Origin of the sequence: Arthrobacter sp. zg-Y769 (genome assembly GCF_020907405.1) — a bacterium.
Taxonomy (GTDB): domain Bacteria; phylum Actinomycetota; class Actinomycetes; order Actinomycetales; family Micrococcaceae; genus Arthrobacter_B.
The window spans coordinates 133,591-151,687 of the sequence record NZ_JAJJOE010000012.1; the positions used below are offsets into that span (position 1 = coordinate 133,591).

Sequence of the window (18,097 nt, forward strand, 5' to 3'; positions counted from 1 at the left end):
CGGCTGGACTACGCACGGGGACAACAGGTCAGACACGGTAACGCAGTCCCTTCGGCGTGGTGTAGAAACCGGCAGCGGTCAGTGCCCGTGCGGCCTCGGTATCGAGGATATCCGTCCCGTTGACCTTCTCGATGGCCATCTTCTCGGCGGCACCGCGTTGGATGATCCGCACCAATGCGGCGGCGGAAAGCTCCAAAGCGGCCGGTTCCTCGGTGAAGGTCAGCAGGGTCTTGCCGCCGCGTTCGGCATACAGCGCCAACTCGCCGTCGACCAGCACCACCAGTGCACCTGCCTTGCGCCCGGGCCGGTGTCCGCCCTCCAGCGTGGGCCAGGGCAGCGCGGCGCCGTAGGGGTTGGCCGGATCGGTGGCGGCCAGGGCGACGGCGGACGATTCGGGCTGCTTCAGCTGTGCGTCTTCGGAGAAGGAGCGGAGCCGGTCCACCGTGGCAGGCACGGCAAACTGGGCCGCACCGAGCTGCTCAATGAAGTAGCCGCGCCGGCATCTGCCCATCTCCTCCAGCCGGGCCAGCACCCGGTACAGCAGGGCGAACCCGCCCGGGGTGCCTTCGCTGGCGACGGAACCGCGGGTGACCACGCCGTAGCGGTCCAACATCAGCTCGGCGGTGGCGTGGGCGTGCAGCGTGGTATCGGTTTCCACCTCCGGGAGCAGGCTCCACCGCCCGGCGACCAGGGGCGGAGCATTGCGGAGCGCGGGAGCGGACGTGCCGCCGGCCGCGAGTCGCATGGAATTGCCCGTGAGCGACGCCCCGGGCGCCCGGCCAAGACGTCCCATCCGGGCGGTGCGGGCACGAGGGGTGGCGGCCCGCTGCTTATGGGCCGTTTTCCCGCCGGACAGCAGGGACCGCACCGGTGTGAAGGTGTCATTGCTGATCCGCCCGGCCCAGACGAGTTCCCAGAGGGCGGAGATGATGTTCGCATCCGTTTCGGCAATGCCGTCCGCGGCCAGGCCGTCGCCGAGCTGGCGGAAGAAGTACGCACCGCCGTTGCCCAGCAGATCCAGTAGCCGCTGGTGCAGGCCGCCTGGCTCGAAGTCCGGGGAGGGGTTGAGCGTGAGCGGCGCGTTTTCCGCCAGGTGCAGGGCAATCCAGCCGTCATTGCCCGGCAGGGAGCCGCTGCCGGACCACACCACTTCGCCCGTAGCGGTCAGCTCATCCAGCATGGCCGGGGCATAGTCGCGCACCCGGGAACCCAGGATCAGCGGTTCCCAGGCCGAAGCAGGAATCGGCACGCCGGAAAGCTGATCGATCACGGTGGCCACGCCGTCGAGCCCGCGCAGGGACGATCCCACGTTCTGCCAGGCCGGCAGGAACCGGCCGTAGGTGGCCGGGTCCACCGGCTCCACCTCGGAACGCAGGGCCGCCAGCGAACTGCGCCGCAGCCGCCGCAGCACCTCGACGTCGCACCATTCGGTTCCGCCGGGAGCGGTGGGGATGGTGGCGGTGGCGGTGGCCGGGGACGTGGAGTCGTCGCCGTCGGCCGCGTCCGGCAGCAGCGTTTCGACGGGCCGGAATTCGCCCTCGACAACGCGCCCCTCGCCGGCCAGCCGCTGCAGCGTACCGGTAACGACGGCGACGCCGAGGCCCAGCCGGGCGGCAGCCTCCGCCGCGGTGAAGGGACCGTGGGTGCGGGCATACCGGCCGACCAGGTCGCCGAGCGGATCCGTAACGGGTTCGATGAAGGCCAGCGGAACGCCCATCGGCAACGGAACGCCGAGGGCGTCCCGCAGCCGGGCGGCGTCTTCGATGGCGGCATATCGGGTGCTGCCGGCCATGCCGATCTTCAGGGCGCGGTTGGCCCGGACCAGCTGTTCCAGCAGCTCTTCGGCATCCTCCGGGGTGGCGGTGGCCCAAGTCTGTTCCACCGCCGTTCCGGTCCCGTCAACGTCAGGCTCCACCGGCTGCAGCCGGGCGGCGACCTCCGGTACTGACAACGGGCCGAGCAGCCGCAGCAGATCCGCCACGCCTTCCAGTCCGCGGGCATGGCGGTCCGGCGCCAGGCGCTGGAGCTCACTCTCGATTCGGGCAATGATCCGCGCGTCCAGCAGTTCGCGCAGTTCCGCCCGGCCCAGCAGTTCATTGAGCAGCGTGGGATCCAGGGACAGGGCAGCGGCCTTGCGTTCGGCCAGCGGTGAATCGCCCTCGTACAGGAACGCGCCCACGTAGCCGAACAGCATGGAGCGGGCGAACGGCGACGGCGAAGGCGTGGTGGTCTCCACCAGCCGGATCTCACGCCGCTCGATACCGGACGCAATGTCTTTCAGGGCCGGCAAATCGTAGACATCCTGCAGGCATTCCCGCACCGTTTCCAGCAGAATCGGGAACGTCGGGTACTTCTTGGCGACATCCAGCAACTGCGCGGACCGCTGCCGCTGCTGCCAGAGCGGCGTGCGTTTGGACGGATTCTGCCGCGGCAGCAGCAGCGCCCGTGCCGCACACTCGCGGAATCGCGAGGCGAACAGCGCCGAGCCGCCCACCTCGGCGGTAACGATGGAGTCGAGTTCCTCCGGGTCGAACAGGAACAGCTCGGCGCCGGGCGGTTCGTCCTCCATCAGCGGTACGCGCAGCACAATGCCGTCATCCGAGGCCATGGCCGAACCGTCCAGGCCGTACCGGGCATGCAGCCGCGCGCCGACGGCAAGGGCCCAGGGCGCATGCACCGGCATACCGTACGGGCTGTGCAGGACCACGCGCCAGTCACCGAGTTCGTCGTGGAAGCGTTCCACCACCAGCGACCGGTCGTTGGGCACCACATCGGTGGCCTGCTGCTGCTCGCGCAGGTAGGTGATCAGGTTGCCCGCGGCCCATTCGTCGAGTCCGACGGCGGTTAGTCGTTCCCGTGCCGCAGTGTCATCGGCGGCGGCCATCTCGCGGACGAAGGCACCCAGCGCACGGCCCAGCTCCACCGGCCGGCCGAGGGTGTCCCCGCGCCAAAACGGCAGTTTGCCCGGCTGCCCGTAGGCGGGGGAGACCAGCACCCGGTCATGGGTGATGTCTTCGATCCGCCAGCTCGTGGCGCCCAGGGCGAAAATGTCCCCGACCCGGGATTCGTACACCATCTCCTCGTCGAGCTCACCCACCCGGCGGCTGTTCTTCCCCTCGGAATCGCCCACCAGATACACCCCGAACAGGCCGCGGTCCGGGATGGTGCCGCCGGAGGTGACGGCCAGCCGCTGGGCACCCGGACGCCCGGTGATGGTGCCTTCGGTGCGGTCCCAGACAATCCGGGGCCGCAGTTCCGCGAACTCGTCCGACGGATAGCGGCCGGAGAGCAGATCCAGGGTGGCGTCGAACGCGGAGCGCGGCAGGCCGGCAAAGGGCGCGGATTGGCGGACGACGTCGAACCATTCCTCCACATCGATGGAACCCAGCGCGGCGGCGGCCACGGTCTGCTGCGCGAGGATGTCCAGCGGATTGGCCGGAATGGCCAGCGGTTCGATCTGCCCGGCCAGCATCCGTTCGGCGGTGACGGCCGAGTTGAGCAGGTCCCCGCGGTGCTTCGGGAACATCACGCCCTGCGAAATCTCGCCGACCTGGTGCCCGGCCCGGCCCACCCGCTGCAGGCCGCTGGCCACCGACGGCGGCGATTCGACCTGCACCACCAGGTCCACCGCACCCATGTCGATACCGAGCTCCAGCGAACTCGTGGCCACAACGCAGCGCAGCCGCCCGGACTTCAGGTCATCTTCGATCATGGCCCGCTGGTCCCGGGACACCGAGCCGTGGTGTGCACGGGCCAGCACGGGAGTGTCGTCCTCGACCGCCAGGTCCTGGCGCCGCAGCACGGAAACCCCGGCCTGCGCCATGATCTGGGCGGGCGGATGCGCGGGTGCGGCGGGCGGTGCGATTCCGTCCGTTCCCGTCGCCGCCTGGGCGGCCTCCAGCCGGAAAGCGTGGATCTCGTTCAGCCGGGCGGTGATGCGTTCGGCCAGGCGGCGGGAGTTGGCAAACACGATGGTGGAGCGGTTGGCCTCGATGAGGTCGACAATCTTCTCCTCCACATGCGGCCAGATGCTTGCCTGCGGGGCGTAGCCGCCCTCGGCGGTGTCCTCGGTGCCGGGCGCATTGCCCAGGTCCGTCATGTCCTCGACGGGGACCGTGACCGTGAGGTTCCAGTTCTTCCGGGATTGCGGTGCAACGATCCGCACCGGCGCGTTGCCGCCGAGGAAGCGCGCCACCGTTTCGTGCGGCTCCACCGTGGCGGAGAGGCCGATCCGCTGCACCGGCTTTTCCAGCATGGCGTCCAGCCGGGCCAGCGTCACGGCCAGGTGCGCGCCGCGTTTGGTACCGGCCACGGCGTGGACCTCGTCCACAATCACGGTTTCCACTTCGGCCAGGGTTTCCCGGGCCTGGGACGTGAGCATCAGGAACAGGGATTCCGGCGTGGTGATGAGGATGTCCGGGGGACGCGTCAGCAGGGCACGCCGCTCATTCTGCGGGGTGTCTCCGGAGCGGACACCCACGGTGATGGACGGCGCCGGCAGGCCCAGCCGTTTGGCCGTCTGGGTAATGCCGATCAGCGGTGACCGGAGGTTGCGTTCCACGTCGACGCCGAGGGCCTTCAACGGGGAGATGTACAGGACCTTGGTTTTGCGTTTGGGTTCCCGGCTGCGCTTTCCGGCCCCCGGTTTGGAAGCGGACACCGGCAGGTCCGCCAGCGGCAGCTGGGCAGGAGCGGCAGGCCCGGAGGCTGCAGAGGCAATAAAGCTGTCCAGAGCCCAAAGGAACGCGGCCAGGGTCTTGCCCGAACCGGTGGGGGCGACCACCAGGGCGTTGGCCCGCTCGGAGATGGCGTCCCAGGCACCGACCTGCGCCGGGGTGGGCGCGGCAAAGGCACCCTCGAACCATTCCCGGGTCGCGGGGGTGAACTTTGCCAGCACCGAAGACGCCGATGTCATGGCACTATTCTTCCCCACCCCGGTGACAGTTTCCCCGCTGCCGCCGGGGGTTCGGCTGCGGGCCGAAAATCAGCGGGCCTGCAGGGTCCCCACATGCAGCAGTTCAATGTCCGCGTTTGCGCACCCGGTCGAGGGGTACGCAATGGTCAGGGAGGCGGTGTCCTCCGGCGGGTACACCAGCAGGGAGGCCGTCTCCTGCACCTGGCAGTCCCCGTATTTCTGCGCGACGGTTTCCTGCAGTTCGGCGGCTGCGGACTGGCCCGGTGCCAGCGTCACGGGGACGGCCTCGCCGCCTTCGGCACGTGCGGCGGGTGCGCCCACCTGCTGGCCGGCCGCGTCAAGGTAGGAAACTCCGGGGTAGCCGGCCACGGTGCAGGTGCCGTCAGCGGAGGTGTTGGTCAGCACCAGGGCACGGTAGACGCCGCCCGGAGCAGCGCCGCCGGGAAGGTCTTCGACGGAACCGGCCAGCATGCCGGCCGTGCAGGGAAGCGGTCCCTGGGCTGCCCCGCCCGTGGCTGCCGGTGACGACGCGGGAGCAGGTTCCGCGGAGGGGGACGCGGACGGGGACGGCGCCGCGCTCGCACCGGCGGAGGCGCCTTCGGTGGCGGACGCCGACGGCGAAGCGTCCGCATCGTCCCGGGAACCGCATCCGGCAAGTGCCGAACCGGAAAGGGCCAGCAAAGCGACGAGCGTGAGTGCCCTGCGGGAGGGGGAGAGCCGATGACGGGTGGAGAGCTTGCGGGGGGCGGAGACTGGTGCCGAGGTGATCATGCTCTCACCATTCCCGCCCGGCGGCGGGTGCGTCAATCCGCCCCGCCCGGCGGGACGGATCGACGCATAACCGTTACGGGCGCGGGCGGGATCCCGCAGTCCGAACAGCCCGGCAGGCTAGGCCTTGCTGCGGCCCCGGGTGCGGATCAGCGCGGTAACACCGGCGGCCAGGCCCAGCAGACCGGCGCCGAGTCCGACATAGCCGGCAACTTCAGCGGCGTCGTCGTCATCATCGTTCCGGTCCTCCGCGGAGGCACGTTCCGGTGCCGTGCCGTGGTCACTGCCGTGGCCGGCGCTGTCGGTGTGATCATCGTCGTCGTCCGCTTCGGTGATGGTGACGGCGGGGGCCGGGGAATCGAGGTCGTGGTCGGTCTGGCCGTCGGCGGGGATCTGGGACCAGTCCGCCTCGCCCTTTTCGCAGCTCTGCAGCACGGGGAAGGCCAGGGTGGTGTCTTCGGCGTCGGGCAGGTCGACGCTGAGGACGATGGTGTCCCGCACGCCGTCGGCGAGCGGTTCCTTGGCGGTGTAGACGATCTTGCTTGTGCGGGAGCTGACCTGCGTGCCGTTGGGCAGGGTTCGCGGTTCGGCAAGTTCCTCGGTGACCTTCTTGATGTCCCAGCCGGCGTGCGCCGTGGGGGTGGCGTCCGTCAGTTCGTCGGGGAGGGTGAAGGTCAGGGCCGTGGTGGGGGAGCCCTCGCAGCCGTGCGAGAGGTCGAAGGTCAGCAGGGCGGATTCGCCGGCTCCGGTGGTGTCCGGGGTGACATGTACGTGGGCGGCTGCCGGGCCCAGGCCGAGCGCCATCAGGGCGGCGGTGCCGCCGGCGGCAAGGAGGACGGAGGAGGAAGTACGCATGGAAAATGCCTTTCGGTGGCGCATGGCCAGGGAACCGCACTGACGGCGGTTGGAAGTGGTGCTGGAAAAGGGATTAGGGCACTGCGTACGACGGCGGTCCGCGCTGCGGGCGAGCGGAGCAGTACCGGGTGCGGGGGGTTCCGGCGGCCGGGCCGGAAATCACGGCCGGGCGGGCGGTCCGGAACGGAACCGGAGCCGGAGCCGGAGGGGTGAACAGCGGCCGCAGCCAGGCGGCGGTGGCGTGGAGGGCGTCCTCGCCGCGGGCCAGTGCCAGCGCCGAAAGCACCACGGCGGCCAGGTGCGCGAGGAACAGCGCGGGGCCGGCGTCGTGCTGGAGCGGGGAGAAGTCGGACAGGTGGTGTGCTGCGGCTGAGCCGGGCTGCGGGGCCGGCTCCGGACAGACCATCGCGGTGCCGTGATGCGTGGAAGTGTCGGGCAGGCACTGGACGCCGGAGGTCAGGACACGGAACGCCCCGTGGAGTCCCAGCTGCGCGGCACCGAGGACCAGGAAGACGCTGTCTGGACGGAACCGGCGTCCGGCGGTGATGCTGACGCCGGCAAGGGTGAAGGCCGCCAGCGCAATGAGGAGGACCGGTTCGGGCAGGACACCGCCGCCGGCCAGATGGGCACCGGAGGCCAGGGCGAAAATAACCGCTGTGGCGATGCCGGCGCGGAGCAGCCGGAAAGGGTCGGTGCGCTGGGGCATGCTTCCTTTCCGGTTCCGCCGGCCGCGGCGCAAAGCCGGCCGGGCTGCTGAAAAACTGCTCCTACTTTACCGTGCAGCCACCCTGCCGACGGCACGCCAACCTGAGCGGGAGGCCGCCGTCGTACCCCTCTATTCGTGGTGGTACGGGCGTCCGCCGGCGATCTCCTGGGCCCGGTAGACCTGTTCGGCAAGGATCAGGCGGACCAGTTGGTGCGGGAAGACCAGGGGGGAGAGGGACCAGACAAAGTCGGCCCGGTCGTGGACGCTCTGGTCCACGCCGTAGGCCCCGCCGATGATCAGCGTGACGTTGCGCGAGGAATCCAGCGACCGCTGCAGGGTCTGCGCCAGCGCCGGGGAGGTGATGGCCTTGCCGCGCTCGTCCAGCAGGATCACGTAATCGGATCCGACCTTCGCCAGCAGGCGCTCGGATTCCTCCCGCCGGGCGGCATCCCCCTCGCGTGCCGAATGCGGGATGGGTACCCAGCTCAGGTCGAAGGGCTTCTTCAACCGCTTTTCGTACCGGCGGATGCCGTCAACCACCCAGTCCTCATGCTTGCGGCCCACCATCAAAACTTTCAATGCCATGGAACCATTCAAGCCCGGAACCGCCCCGCTCCGGTAACCGGGCGGATTGCTGGCCTACACTGCGGGGAACAGGGAACAGCACTTCGACGGCGTCAGCCAGGGGGTTACAACGTGTCCGAATCGCGTGCAGTGGTGTTGGGCGGCGGCGGAGTTGCCGGAATCGCCTGGGAAATCGGTCTTTTGGGCGAGCTGCTGGATCAGGGTATTGACCTGAACGAGGCAGACCTGGTGGTGGGGACCTCAGCCGGATCGGTGGTGGGCGCGGCCCTGCGCTTCGGTCAGGTCCCGGCGGCGGTGGCCGCCCAGCAGGGGGCGGCGGACCGCACTGCCTCACCCGAGTACCAGGAGCCCGACAGCTTCGACGGGGAACGGTTCATGAACCTGATCGGCGCCGCAGGTGCCGGCGGCGGCGGGGAGAAAGCGGCGCGGGCACGGCTGGGGCAGGTGGCGCTCAAAGCCGACACCGCGCTCAGCGAAGACGCGTGGGTGGGCAGCATCCGGTCGCTGGTGCCGAACCCGGTGTGGCCGGAGCGGGCCTTCGGGATCACGGCCGTGGACGCCGAAGACGGCAGCTTCCGGGTGTTCGACGCCGCCGCGGGGGTGGATCTGGCGCTCGCCGTGACGGCCAGCTGTACGGTGCCCACGGTGTGGCCGCCCGTGCACATCAACGGCCGTGCCTACATGGACGGCGGAATGCGATCGGGGACCAACGCCGACGTCGCCGAGGGACACCACAAGGTAGTGGTTATTTCCTGCGGCATCGAGGCTCCGCAGAGTCCGTTTGGGCCAACGCTTCCGCAGGCCGTGAAGACACTGAAGAAGAACGGCCGGGTGTTCCTGATCGAAGCGGACGCCTACGCCCTGCAGGCCTTCGGCACCAACATGCTGCTGGATTCCACCCGCCGGCCCTCGCTGGAGGCCGGCCGGCGGCAGGCCAAGGAGATTGCCGAGGCCCTGCGGAGGTTCTGGGAGGGCTGAGCGCGGGGTGGTGCCGGGCTAGCGGTCGTCGCGGTCGACGTCGGCCTCCAGATCGGAACCCGGCTCAATCACCACGCCGTCTTCACGCTGCTCGACGCCGTCTGCCTGGGGAACGGTGTCGCCGGCCTGGGGTGTGCCGGCCTGGGGTGCGGCGGGAGCAGCAGCCGCTTCCGATGCGGCAGCTGCTTCGGCCTCTTCGCGCTCGTTGATGTATTTAACGAGGTACTCGAGTTCGTCGCTGTACTGCTGCAGGCGGTCCGAGCGGGACTCGGTCGCCAGGGCGAGCACGAGGTCGGTCTGGCGTGCACGCAGCTGGGCAATTGTGGGCTGTGATTCGTTGGTGTCCATGCTTCATCCTACAAAGGCCGCCCCGGCCCGGTCGCACTGCGGGTAAGGAAGCCGGGGTGAGGCTAGTCCTCGCCGGCGTTCCTGCGGTGCTGGCGCGAGGGATCATTTTCGCCGTCCCGGCCGTTTTGTTCACGCCCGCCGGACGCCCGGCGTTGGGTCACTTCGGCGCAGTACGGTGCACGCGGACGCGCGGGCAGTTGGTCGATGAGCTCGTTCGCGGCATGGGCGAGGATGTCCCGCTGGAGGGGAGGGAGAGACAGGGAGCCGTTGATATAGGCGTCAACCTCGTATTCACCGGCTGCACCTCCGATGCTGAAGTACCTCATCCACACCTCGGGCACAGTTAACCGGGCGTCCTCTAGCGCTTTCTGAAGCAACTGCCGTTGCTCCGGCTCAACCGCCTCGAAACCCATCGTCTGCCCCTAGTAGCGCTGTCGGTTGCTGACGCTCATCATGACCTGCTCAGCGACGCTGCGCAGGGAATGCCCGTTGCTGCGCGAGAGGATGATCAGCTCACGCATGGCTTCGTCTGAATTCAGCCCCCTTCGCTCCATGAGGATACCGCGGGCCAACGCGATGCTGTCCCGGCTTGCGATAGCGTCTTTCAGCTCCCTGCTGACCCGGTGCGGGACTTCAGCCGACTGAATGTTCGCCAGCAGCGTGGCCGTGGGGCCGGCAAAGAGCGTCAGCAGGTGTTCAGTGCGCTCGTCGAAGGCCTCGGTCTCCATGGAGTAAATCTTGATTGCACCGAGGATTTCCGTCTTATGGAGCAGCGGCACGCTCAGCACGGAGCGCAACCCCATCTCAGCCGCCGGGCCACTGAATCCCGGCCAGCGGATGTCCGCCGCGAGGTCGTCCGACCGTACCGGGGCCGCACCTGCCCAGGCTTCCAGGCAAGGCCCGCTTCCCAACTTGTACTGCAGCTCATCGGCGGCCACTACCAACTCATCGGTGGACCCGGTGCTGGTCCTGCGGCCCTGTCGGTCCATCAACGAAACCCCGGCCCCAACGGCACCGGGAATGGTTTCCTTAATCGCCTGAGCAAGCAGATCAACGGCGTGGGCCACGGTTTCCTCGGTGAGGAGCATTCCCTGGATCCGGGCGAAAAGAGTGGAAAGTTCATCCAAGGGAAGATCACCGGGCAAGGCTGGCTCACTATTCCTCATGACTCACCGTTCCGCCGTAATGGGACCGCTTCTCCGGGTGGCTGTCGGCACTGATCCGTCTCGCCCATTCGCCGGTTAAGGCGCTGTACCACTCCAAGGCGTAGGCGGAAGGATGCTCGGAATCCAGTTGCCGGTAGACGCGGTCCGTCAGGCTTTGCAGGGTCTTCCGGGGCAGCTCGGCCAGCGCTTGAACGTCCAGGGGGTCTGCCGGCAAATCCACCAGCGACAACGCCGAGCGGTGCCGGGTGCGGAAGACTGTCATCGGTTCGCCACTCCGCCGGCCGGGACCAGGGCGGGGCACTCCGGGAGGGGATCCGGACATTCGATCCGGAGGTCAAGCTCGCGGCCGTGCGCGCTGTCCTGCAGGGACGAGACGGCAACAAGTTCGATGTGCTGGGCGGCGGTCAGGTCCACGGTAATCCGGTGTCCGCGCACAAGAGCCGCAGTCTTCCGGATCAGGGGCGCCAAGGAGCTCCAACTGTCGGCCGTGAGGCAGCCGGTCACTTCAAGGACAGGGGAGGAAGGGTCGACATCAAGCCGAACGAGTACACGCAGTTTATGGTCCACAGGATTCCCAAAAGAGGAGTTCCGCGGCGCACTGCTGGGCCTCGGGTTTCAGCGTAAACGGCGGATCCCGCTGAAGGCAAGTCCGGCAGGACACGCAGGAAAACCGTCCTGCGGCCGTCCGATTACTAAGTTTGCTTATTACTTAGTTGCTGCGATAGGTTTCACTAACTGGCCCCCGGGGTTGCCATAAGAGGCGGCCCAACTAATGTCGGGCCTGATATGCGGAGGTGCATAGTGTTTTTTCATAAGCAGGAACTCCAGTTCTCAGCCACACCCGATAAGCCGGATGCTGTTTTCGCCCGCAAGCTGCAGGAAGTCCTCGGCGGACAGTACGGTGAAATCACCGTAGCAATGCAGTACGGATTCCAGTCGTGGAATTCCCACCTGCCCGGTAAGTACCGTGACCTGCTCTACGGCATCGCCGCCGAAGAGATGGGCCACGTGGAAATGCTGGCCATCATGATTGCCCAGCTGCTGGAAAAGGCTCCCCTGGGTATTACCGACGACGCCGTGCAGTCCGATCCGACGATCGCAGCAGTGGTCGGCGGCATGGACGTTCAGCACGCCATTGTTGCCGGCGCCGGCGCCCGTCCGGTGGACAGCAACGGCAACCCGTGGACCGGTGGCTACGTCACTGCCAGCGGCAACCTGCTGGCTGACTTCACGTCCAACGCCAACATCGAAATGCAGGGACGCCTCGCCGTCGCCCGCCTGTACCACATGACCGACGACAAGGGCGTCCGCGATATGCTCGCGTTCCTCCTGGCCCGCGACACGATGCACCAGAACATGTGGACGGCCGCTGCGAAGGAACTGCAGGAAGAGGGCCACGAGCTGCTTCCGGTTCCGAGCAACTTCCCGATCAAGAAGGAACACCGGGAGCTCTCCTACCAGTACCTGAACTTCTCCGACGGCAAGCACGCGTCCGAGGGTTCGTGGGCCTCCGGTCCCACGCCGGACGGCAAGGGCGAGTTCAGCTACCACGAGGGGCCGACGACGACGGCTCTCATGCCAGACGTCACCCGTCCGGATGCCCGTTACTACGGCACCACCGACATCCCCAATGTCGTGGAAAAGGTTGCCGGCACGGTTCAGGACAAGCTGAACCGCGAGTAACTGCGCACCTGCGGATAATCTGCGGAATTGAAAATGCCCGGACGCAAGAGCGTCCGGGCATTTCTTGTGTCCGTCCGCGGCGGAACCAAACCGGTGTTGGGCGAATTACTTCGGCGTTGCACGCAGCGACACTTCAGGTCCGGCTAGCTAAGTTCTCCACCCCGGGGCCGTGAGGCAAGACAGGGGTAGGGATTCATGGCCTCGGTCCACGCGGTCGTCACAGGTACCCAGCTGCACCAGGACATGGTCTCGCCCCAGCCGTTGAACGCAGATCGGTCACTCGACGGGGAACATCGCTCTCGCCGTACGGCCGACTACGTTGGTCATGGTCGCGTCCACGGCGCCGCCGACTACCCCGCCGACGAGTGGGACGCCCTTCGCCAAGGTAACGACCGAACGTTTTGTGCCGAACTTGGCCACCAGCATGAAACCGGCCTTTTTGTTGATCTCACGAATCACCGCGATTGGGACCTTTTTGATCGCCTCCATCGCAACTTTCTCGCTGACCTTGATGCCGATTGTTTTAGCGATCTGTTGGGTGTTAGAGCCCACCGCAACGAGCGTGGCAACCGTGCGGACATGCGGATCCGTTGGGTCATATCCGCGAAGGTAAGCGATTGCGGCCGCCAAACGTGCATTAATCACGAGTGCCCCGGCCATGTTTGCAGGAATGGTCACCGGCATCGCGATGAACCCGCCGAGGCCGGTCACGAATCCGCCCACGCCAGCCGCTTCAACCGACTCGACGATCAGCCTCCTGATCGCCTTCTCGATATCGTCACGATCGTCCGGCTTCACCTTCCGTGTCGGATCAGTATTGGGTTCATAGCGAGCACCCTGGATACGCTTCAGGCGATCTTCCGCCCACGTGATCGACCCAGTCAGCGGACCGATACCAGTGTCGATCACTTTGCCGACCATTTTTTGGAGTTGCTGGGATGCCTTTTCTGCGTTTCCCGTCGGCATTTCTTCGGGGGTGGTCGTGTTGTCCATCGCGATCTCTCTGTCTTTTTCGTGCGAGCACCGAAGGCAGGAGGTGCGCCGCCGGGAAAGGGGCTACCAAATTAGCATCGGTGAAATTGGCAGCCTCACTGCACTGTAACGGACAAGATGATCCAGTGCAGTGACTAGGGAGTTCCTAGTTTTATGTGAACTAGGTGAATGGTTTGCTCCGGACTGGGTCCTAAGGACTACCAAGCCCACAACATAATGTCGGTTATGTTGTGGTCGAGAGCCTCCGATAGATTTGCATCCGCCGGGAGGGCCCTTGAGTTCGGACGGCGCGATTCATATGTTCGGTCGGATCCGGAACGTCGGCGTCTCTGGAAAACGACATTGCTGGTCGTCGGGTACTGTGTGCTCAATGACGTTGAGGCGCTGCGTCAGCTCTCCGGGGAACGGTCCGTTTCTTCCATGCACTCTGAACCGGGCGAGGGAGCGAAGAAGGTAGTGCTGCTGGGTGGACGTCGAGGGACTGGAGCTGGAAGTAGGTATTCGATCTTCAGTCCTTTGGCCTCTGTCTCAGCCTGCATCTTCGCCCAGGGCTTGGAAACGAGTCTTGCTTCGGTATCGTCAGTGATAAAGGTTCGGCCGGCTCCGAAAGTGCCACGGAGTTCTTCGATTGCACCTTGCCCCCATTGCAGCATGGCTAGTGCCCGGTCCTCAGTCATAGTGCTGATGGTCACTGTTCCGCCGCCTTCCATTGTGTGCATGCCCACCGCTGTGTGAAACAAAGAGGGTGCCCACGCCAAACCATGGGCGAATCCTGAGCAGAGCTGCCAACGGGAGAAGAACTGAGTCTCCCTATCCTTATCAACTTCCTTTAGCGCCTCCGTCCGGTTTAGCGCTGCCGTTATTCTTGTCTTCCTTAGTCCGGCTTTGGCTGCCGTGTCTGCCAAGGCAGCAGCAGCATCTTTGGTCTTAGACACCTGCTCCCTAGCCTCGGTTCGCTGGTTTGGAGGCAACGCCATGTTTTGCGAGAGATGAGCATGAAACTTCATTGCATTGGCGTGGGAGTCATACGCGACCCGGAGCGCCCTTTCTTGCCGTCCAGATCGACCATGCCCAGTCAGTACCCACATACCCAGACCGGCAAGTTCGATAGTTCCGCGCACTAGGGTGGGGATCGCAACCGGGCTTAGGCGGCTGGCTGCAGTCACGAGTGCATAGGCGGATGCGATATCGTCAACTGCCGCATCGAGCAGCGTCCTGACGACGGCGGCTGTCCCGGGTAGTCCAGTGGCTCCCAGCTCATCACCGGCAAGGAGGGAGTTCTGGGCAAGGGGATACGCATGGCTGTCGGTGGATAAGGTCTGGACTTCGGTAATCCAGGGTCCAAGCTGGTCCCAGAAGTAATCGGTAGGAGCTGGGGCGTCGTCGTTCATACCAACAAGTTTGCCAGCAGCGTGCCTGCGGGTCTCCCGGGGCCGCAAATACAGGTCAGGCCCCGTGTCGTGTCGGCTGTCAAAGACCCCGGCCCAGCCCAGCCGCTAGAACTGCGCACCAAGACCTCGGACTCTCCCGATGTTCCCGTGGCTTCCTTTTGGGGTGCACGCACTACATCTCCGTCTCATTATCGACAAGCCGGATGTTATGCATTGCAGGCCCAGTGAACGTGAACGGGATGAACAAGTCCCGATAGGCGATTCCCGCTGGTCGTTGCACAGGCCCACCCCCTGGAGGTGTAGTGAGAGGGAATCTCATTCCGACCGGTGCCTTGGTAGATATGTCGTTAGGGCGAGGGCCACCTATCGGATAGCCCGGGTAAAGCGGCTCGTACAGGTCGTCTGGGAGGTCCAGTCGACCGTCGAAGTGTCGGGCAGCCGCGACATGGAACATCGCCCCGTGGACCCAGACGATCATGTACGTCTCAGCGAGAACCGCAGGGACATCCACCGTCAATTGCGTCAGCTCCAGCCCTTGCTTATGCCCGTCTATCTTTGGTGCCGTTGCTAGGACCTCGATAACCGGACGGTCGAAGACGTCGATCGCATCCGGACCTGTGAGTGCACTAATGGGGATGGTCCCATCTGCGCTGGGCGGTGTGGTGGAAAACGATACCTTGAGGTCATTGCGGGCACGGACAGACAGACCGTGCTTGACCTTGTTATGCGCGGCGTTGAGTTGAAGCTCGTGTCCTACAAGTAGGGCGATAGCGAAGTCGAGCCAGTCGGCGAAGACGCTAACCGCTGAGGCAAGTTGCTCGGTCATCCCTCCCTGCAGATCCTGCCTGCGGAGAACCAGGTCGGCGAACTTCTCCAACGCTTCCTCCGACGAAAAAGACCCGCGCAGTTGCTTCACGACATCTTCGAGTTGATTTTTCCCGGTCGACAGCGTCTCCCACACGCATGACTCGGCTTCCTCCATCTGCGACGAAAGCGCTGCAGTTAATCGCACAAGGGACTCCGCTGCATGGTGTCGCAAGGCATAGGCGTCCGTGGCGATCTGTGGGGTAATTGATCCCTGAGAGGTTTGAGGAAAGAACCCATCGGGTTGGCCGAGAAGGCGAGCGAATCCTCCGGCGGTGCGCTGCTCACCGCCCCTCTGCCCCATAGAATTCTCACGACTGTCCTCACCACAGTCCGCCCACTGAAGTAGCATGCCAATCCGAGCGCTGAAATACGCATGCGGATCAGAGGACAGGAACGTGTCATCAAGTTCTTGACGCTGCTCGGCCGTGAGTTCCGACCCGCTAGGTGGTGGATACATCCGACAATCATAGGGTTGGGCAGCTGGCTAGCCCGGTCGCCTCGCTGAAGCGACAGGCGGCCAAGGAGACTCTTACCTGGCGCGGCGGTGGTTCAGGCATCCGGACGCCGTTCAAGTCCGCGGTCGGACAAAATAGCCGGGACTACCGCGGACTCCTGGTAGCTCGCAAAATCCCTGATAGCGCCGCACTCTTACTCGAAAGCACTCCCAACCGAAGACTGCTCGGAGCCAGCGATATTGATGAAGTCGGGCTGCAGCAGCGCCACCTCAAGTCCCGCTCTGAGAATCCTGTTACTGCTGCGTTACTGCAGCACTCCCTCGGCGCAAAGCAAAAGACCCCGCTTCCCTTTGTTTACAAGGGAAACGGGGTCTTTTGCATCTGGCGGTGACGGTGGGATTTGAACCCACGTTGGCTTTTACACCAAACAACATTTCGAGTGTTGCACCTTCGGCCGCTCGGACACGTCACCAACGCGTCAACCTTACCGGGTAGAAGGCCCAACCCCCAAAAGCAGTCCCGTCACGGCCTCGGAGGCCCGCGGGGAACTAGAGGTCGACGACGTCGTTCTTGCCGATATCGGGAGTGCCGCCCGTGGCTGCAGCCTTGCCGATCTTGAACAGGCTGACGAGCTTCGGCTCATCCGTCGCCCAGTATTCGGCGGTGTCCGAGTCCACCTTGAGCAGCGCGACCGAGGGGTCTTCGCGGCCCTGCTCGAACCAGCCCTCCACCGAGGTCTTCCACAATGAGGAAATCTTGCCCTGGTCCTTCGTCAGCGTCGCGGTGCCGCTGATGGACAGGAAACCCTCGGAATCATTGATGGCCACGTTCACGTGCGGATTCGCCCGGACCTCGTCGGCCTTGGGGGAGGGGTCCGGCGTGAAGAACCACAGGTTTCCGTCCGAATCCGCCTCCTGCAGCTGCAGCGGCCGGCTCACCAGGTTTCCCTGCAGGTCCACGGTGGTCAGCGTGGCAATGCGGGCCTTTTCAAGAATCTTGACGACGGTGTCCCGTCCATCCTGCTCTGATCCCATGACGGAAACTCCTTTAGTCGTAGCGTTCCGGGATGAGTAAGCCTACGTACAAACCGAAGCGTGCGGAACGCTAGGAGTTGCGCTTTGAGCCGAAGAAATCCCGCAGCAGGCGCGCCGATTCCTCCTCGCGCACCCCGGGGAACACCTCCACCCAGTGATTCAGCCGCCGCTCCCGCAGGATGTCGAACACGGAACCGGAGGCCCCGGCCTTCTCATCCCACGCACCGAACACCACCTTCGGCACCCGGGCCAGGACAATCGCGCCGGCACACATGGCGCACGGTTCGAGGGTCACCACCAAGGTGCAGCCTTCCAGTCGCCATTCGCCGACGGCGGCTGCAGCCTCACGGATGGCCAGCACCTCGGCGTGGCCCGTCGGATCCCCGGTCGCCTCGCGTTCGTTGCGTCCGGTTCCCAGTACCTCGCCGTTGGGACCCAGTACGACGGCGCCGATCGGCACGTCGCCTGTGTCCAGTGCCTTGCGGGCCTCGGCCAGGGCAAGGCCCATCCAAGCCTCGTGTGTTCGGGAAAGGGACTCCATGCCTGCCATCGTCCCCCATCCGCACGTCCCCGGGCCAACGCGGAGAGAGGCAGGGGGCAGTGGTAGTTTTGAAGCATGCGCGTACTTGTAGTGGATCACCCCCTCGTTGCCCACAAACTCACCGTTCTCCGCGACAAGGACACCCCGTCACCGATCTTCCGTCAGCTGACGGAAGAGCTGGTCACCCTCCTGGCCTATGAAGCCACCCGGACCGTCCGCGTGGAGCCGGTTCCGATCGAGACTCCCGTCACCTCCGCCGTCGGCACGGGTCTGGTCAAGCCGACCCCGCTGGTGGTGCCCATCCTGCGCGCCGGCCTCGGCATGCTCGAAGGCATGACCCGCCTGGTTCCCACGGCAGAGGTTGGCTTCCTGGGCATGGCCCGGAACGAAGAAACCCTCGAAGCCATCACCTACGCCGAGCGCCTGCCGGACGATCTCACCGGCCGCCAGGTCTTCGTCCTGGATCCGATGCTGGCCACCGGCGGAACCCTGCGCGAAGCCATCAAGTTCATGTTCCAGCGCGGCGCCGCGGAAGTCATCTGCATCTGCCTGCTGGCCGCTCCGGAAGGCCTCTCGGTGCTCAAGGAGGAACTCCAGGACGCCAACGTCACCGTGGTGCTGGCCTCCATCGACGAGCGCCTGGACGAACACGCCTACATCGTTCCCGGCCTGGGCGACGCCGGCGACCGGCTTTACGGCGTCGTCTAACCACGGCACCCGCAGGGGTGCGTGGCCGGGGGGGGCGGGGGGGGGGGGGGGGGGGGGGGGGGCGGGGGGGGGGGGGGGGGGGGGGGGGGGGGGGGGGGGGGGGG

The 18,097-nt window shown here is 65.8% G+C and carries 18 protein-coding genes and 1 tRNA gene; 3 read left to right on the forward strand and 16 right to left on the reverse strand.

All coding sequences use genetic code 11. From position 1 onward, the window contains the following. Positions 1-28: 28 nt before the first annotated feature. The 5 genes from LOC60_RS13005 to LOC60_RS13025 form a co-directional block, all read right to left on the reverse strand. The gene (locus LOC60_RS13005; protein WP_230025819.1) at positions 29-4,915 is read right to left on the reverse strand and encodes an ATP-dependent helicase; all 4,887 of its coding nucleotides are present in this window, start codon (positions 4,913-4,915) and stop codon (positions 29-31) included. Between the two features lie 69 nt (positions 4,916-4,984). Then, positions 4,985-5,686: a DUF4232 domain-containing protein gene (locus LOC60_RS13010; RefSeq protein WP_230025821.1), complete on the reverse strand. Its 702-nt coding sequence runs from the start codon at positions 5,684-5,686 to the stop codon at positions 4,985-4,987. 117 nt (positions 5,687-5,803) lie between these two features. After that, a complete protein-coding gene (locus tag LOC60_RS13015; protein ID WP_230025823.1) occupies positions 5,804-6,538 on the reverse strand; it encodes a YcnI family copper-binding membrane protein in 735 nt (244 codons plus the stop codon). 73 nt (positions 6,539-6,611) lie between these two features. Next, positions 6,612-7,244, reverse strand: coding sequence for a hypothetical protein (locus LOC60_RS13020; RefSeq protein ID WP_230025825.1), 633 nt, complete (start codon positions 7,242-7,244; stop codon positions 6,612-6,614). 129 nt (positions 7,245-7,373) lie between these two features. Next, complete coding sequence (locus LOC60_RS13025; protein WP_230025827.1) at positions 7,374-7,829, reverse strand: 23S rRNA (pseudouridine(1915)-N(3))-methyltransferase RlmH; 456 nt, start codon at positions 7,827-7,829, stop codon at positions 7,374-7,376. Between the two features lie 111 nt (positions 7,830-7,940). Between LOC60_RS13025 and LOC60_RS13030 the strand changes: the two genes are divergently transcribed. Continuing rightward, the gene (locus LOC60_RS13030) at positions 7,941-8,807 is read left to right on the forward strand and encodes a patatin-like phospholipase family protein (RefSeq protein ID WP_230025829.1); all 867 of its coding nucleotides are present in this window, start codon (positions 7,941-7,943) and stop codon (positions 8,805-8,807) included. A gap of 18 nt (positions 8,808-8,825) precedes the next feature. Here the strand turns inward: LOC60_RS13030 and LOC60_RS13035 are convergent, their stop codons facing one another. The 5 genes from LOC60_RS13035 to LOC60_RS13055 all read right to left on the reverse strand — a co-directional run bounded on the left by LOC60_RS13035 (position 8,826) and on the right by LOC60_RS13055 (position 10,789). After that, on the reverse strand, positions 8,826-9,155 hold the full coding sequence (locus tag LOC60_RS13035; protein WP_230025831.1) for a hypothetical protein: 330 nt from the start codon (positions 9,153-9,155) through the stop codon (positions 8,826-8,828). Between the two features lie 62 nt (positions 9,156-9,217). Continuing rightward, entirely contained in the window at positions 9,218-9,481 is a 264-nt protein-coding gene (locus LOC60_RS13040) for a hypothetical protein (RefSeq protein WP_230025832.1), read from the reverse strand. 96 nt (positions 9,482-9,577) lie between these two features. After that, a complete protein-coding gene (locus tag LOC60_RS13045) occupies positions 9,578-10,300 on the reverse strand; it encodes a GAF and ANTAR domain-containing protein (protein WP_230025834.1) in 723 nt (240 codons plus the stop codon). A gap of 10 nt (positions 10,301-10,310) precedes the next feature. Beyond that, positions 10,311-10,583, reverse strand: a complete 273-nt coding sequence (locus LOC60_RS13050; RefSeq protein WP_230025836.1) for a hypothetical protein — start codon at positions 10,581-10,583, stop codon at positions 10,311-10,313. Beyond that, positions 10,580-10,789 carry a hypothetical protein gene (locus LOC60_RS13055; protein WP_230025838.1) on the reverse strand — a complete coding sequence of 70 codons (210 nt, stop codon included), beginning with the start codon at positions 10,787-10,789 and terminating at the stop codon, positions 10,580-10,582. The genes LOC60_RS13050 and LOC60_RS13055 overlap by 4 nt, the downstream gene beginning before the upstream one ends. 333 nt (positions 10,790-11,122) lie before the next feature. On the opposite strand from LOC60_RS13055, the gene LOC60_RS13060 reads away from it, so the two are divergent. Continuing rightward, the gene (locus tag LOC60_RS13060; protein ID WP_230025840.1) at positions 11,123-12,004 is read left to right on the forward strand and encodes a manganese catalase family protein; all 882 of its coding nucleotides are present in this window, start codon (positions 11,123-11,125) and stop codon (positions 12,002-12,004) included. A 276-nt stretch (positions 12,005-12,280) separates the two neighbouring features. Here LOC60_RS13060 and LOC60_RS13065 read toward each other — a convergent pair whose 3' ends face one another. The 6 genes from LOC60_RS13065 to tadA all read right to left on the reverse strand — a co-directional run bounded on the left by LOC60_RS13065 (position 12,281) and on the right by tadA (position 17,285). Further along, on the reverse strand, positions 12,281-12,997 hold the full coding sequence (locus LOC60_RS13065; RefSeq protein WP_230025842.1) for an EcsC family protein: 717 nt from the start codon (positions 12,995-12,997) through the stop codon (positions 12,281-12,283). Between the two features lie 389 nt (positions 12,998-13,386). Further along, positions 13,387-14,388: a hypothetical protein gene (locus LOC60_RS13070; RefSeq protein WP_230025844.1), complete on the reverse strand. Its 1,002-nt coding sequence runs from the start codon at positions 14,386-14,388 to the stop codon at positions 13,387-13,389. A gap of 172 nt (positions 14,389-14,560) precedes the next feature. Continuing rightward, positions 14,561-15,712, reverse strand: coding sequence for a hypothetical protein (locus LOC60_RS13075; protein ID WP_230025846.1), 1,152 nt, complete (start codon positions 15,710-15,712; stop codon positions 14,561-14,563). Between the two features lie 380 nt (positions 15,713-16,092). Continuing rightward, a tRNA-Ser gene (locus LOC60_RS13080) sits at positions 16,093-16,182 on the reverse strand. A gap of 76 nt (positions 16,183-16,258) precedes the next feature. After that, entirely contained in the window at positions 16,259-16,744 is a 486-nt protein-coding gene (locus LOC60_RS13085) for a pyridoxamine 5'-phosphate oxidase family protein (protein ID WP_230025848.1), read from the reverse strand. A 70-nt stretch (positions 16,745-16,814) separates the two neighbouring features. After that, a complete protein-coding gene (tadA, locus tag LOC60_RS13090; protein ID WP_230025850.1) occupies positions 16,815-17,285 on the reverse strand; it encodes a tRNA adenosine(34) deaminase TadA in 471 nt (156 codons plus the stop codon). Positions 17,286-17,360: 75 nt separating this feature from the next. Here tadA and upp point away from each other — a divergent pair, with 75 nt between their 5' ends. After that, the gene (gene upp, locus LOC60_RS13095) at positions 17,361-17,993 is read left to right on the forward strand and encodes a uracil phosphoribosyltransferase (protein WP_230025852.1); all 633 of its coding nucleotides are present in this window, start codon (positions 17,361-17,363) and stop codon (positions 17,991-17,993) included. Positions 17,994-18,097: the final 104 nt, after the last annotated feature.

What these genes read in the sequence shown, in the direction of transcription:
- tadA (WP_230025850.1), bottom strand. Translation starts at nt 17,285, where the DNA reads ATGGAGTCCCTTTCCCGAACACACGAGGCTTGGATGGGCCTTGCCCTG.
- upp (WP_230025852.1), top strand. Translation starts at nt 17,361, where the DNA reads ATGCGCGTACTTGTAGTGGATCACCCCCTCGTTGCCCACAAACTCACC.
- LOC60_RS13065 (WP_230025842.1), bottom strand. Translation starts at nt 12,997, where the DNA reads ATGGACAACACGACCACCCCCGAAGAAATGCCGACGGGAAACGCAGAA.
- LOC60_RS13085 (WP_230025848.1), bottom strand. Translation starts at nt 16,744, where the DNA reads ATGGGATCAGAGCAGGATGGACGGGACACCGTCGTCAAGATTCTTGAA.
- LOC60_RS13010 (WP_230025821.1), bottom strand. Translation starts at nt 5,686, where the DNA reads ATGATCACCTCGGCACCAGTCTCCGCCCCCCGCAAGCTCTCCACCCGT.
- LOC60_RS13020 (WP_230025825.1), bottom strand. Translation starts at nt 7,244, where the DNA reads ATGCCCCAGCGCACCGACCCTTTCCGGCTGCTCCGCGCCGGCATCGCC.
- LOC60_RS13035 (WP_230025831.1), bottom strand. Translation starts at nt 9,155, where the DNA reads ATGGACACCAACGAATCACAGCCCACAATTGCCCAGCTGCGTGCACGC.
- LOC60_RS13015 (WP_230025823.1), bottom strand. Translation starts at nt 6,538, where the DNA reads ATGCGTACTTCCTCCTCCGTCCTCCTTGCCGCCGGCGGCACCGCCGCC.
- LOC60_RS13025 (WP_230025827.1), bottom strand. Translation starts at nt 7,829, where the DNA reads ATGGCATTGAAAGTTTTGATGGTGGGCCGCAAGCATGAGGACTGGGTG.
- LOC60_RS13005 (WP_230025819.1), bottom strand. Translation starts at nt 4,915, where the DNA reads ATGACATCGGCGTCTTCGGTGCTGGCAAAGTTCACCCCCGCGACCCGG.
- LOC60_RS13040 (WP_230025832.1), bottom strand. Translation starts at nt 9,481, where the DNA reads ATGAGGTACTTCAGCATCGGAGGTGCAGCCGGTGAATACGAGGTTGAC.
- LOC60_RS13070 (WP_230025844.1), bottom strand. Translation starts at nt 14,388, where the DNA reads ATGAACGACGACGCCCCAGCTCCTACCGATTACTTCTGGGACCAGCTT.
- LOC60_RS13050 (WP_230025836.1), bottom strand. Translation starts at nt 10,583, where the DNA reads ATGACAGTCTTCCGCACCCGGCACCGCTCGGCGTTGTCGCTGGTGGAT.
- LOC60_RS13075 (WP_230025846.1), bottom strand. Translation starts at nt 15,712, where the DNA reads ATGTATCCACCACCTAGCGGGTCGGAACTCACGGCCGAGCAGCGTCAA.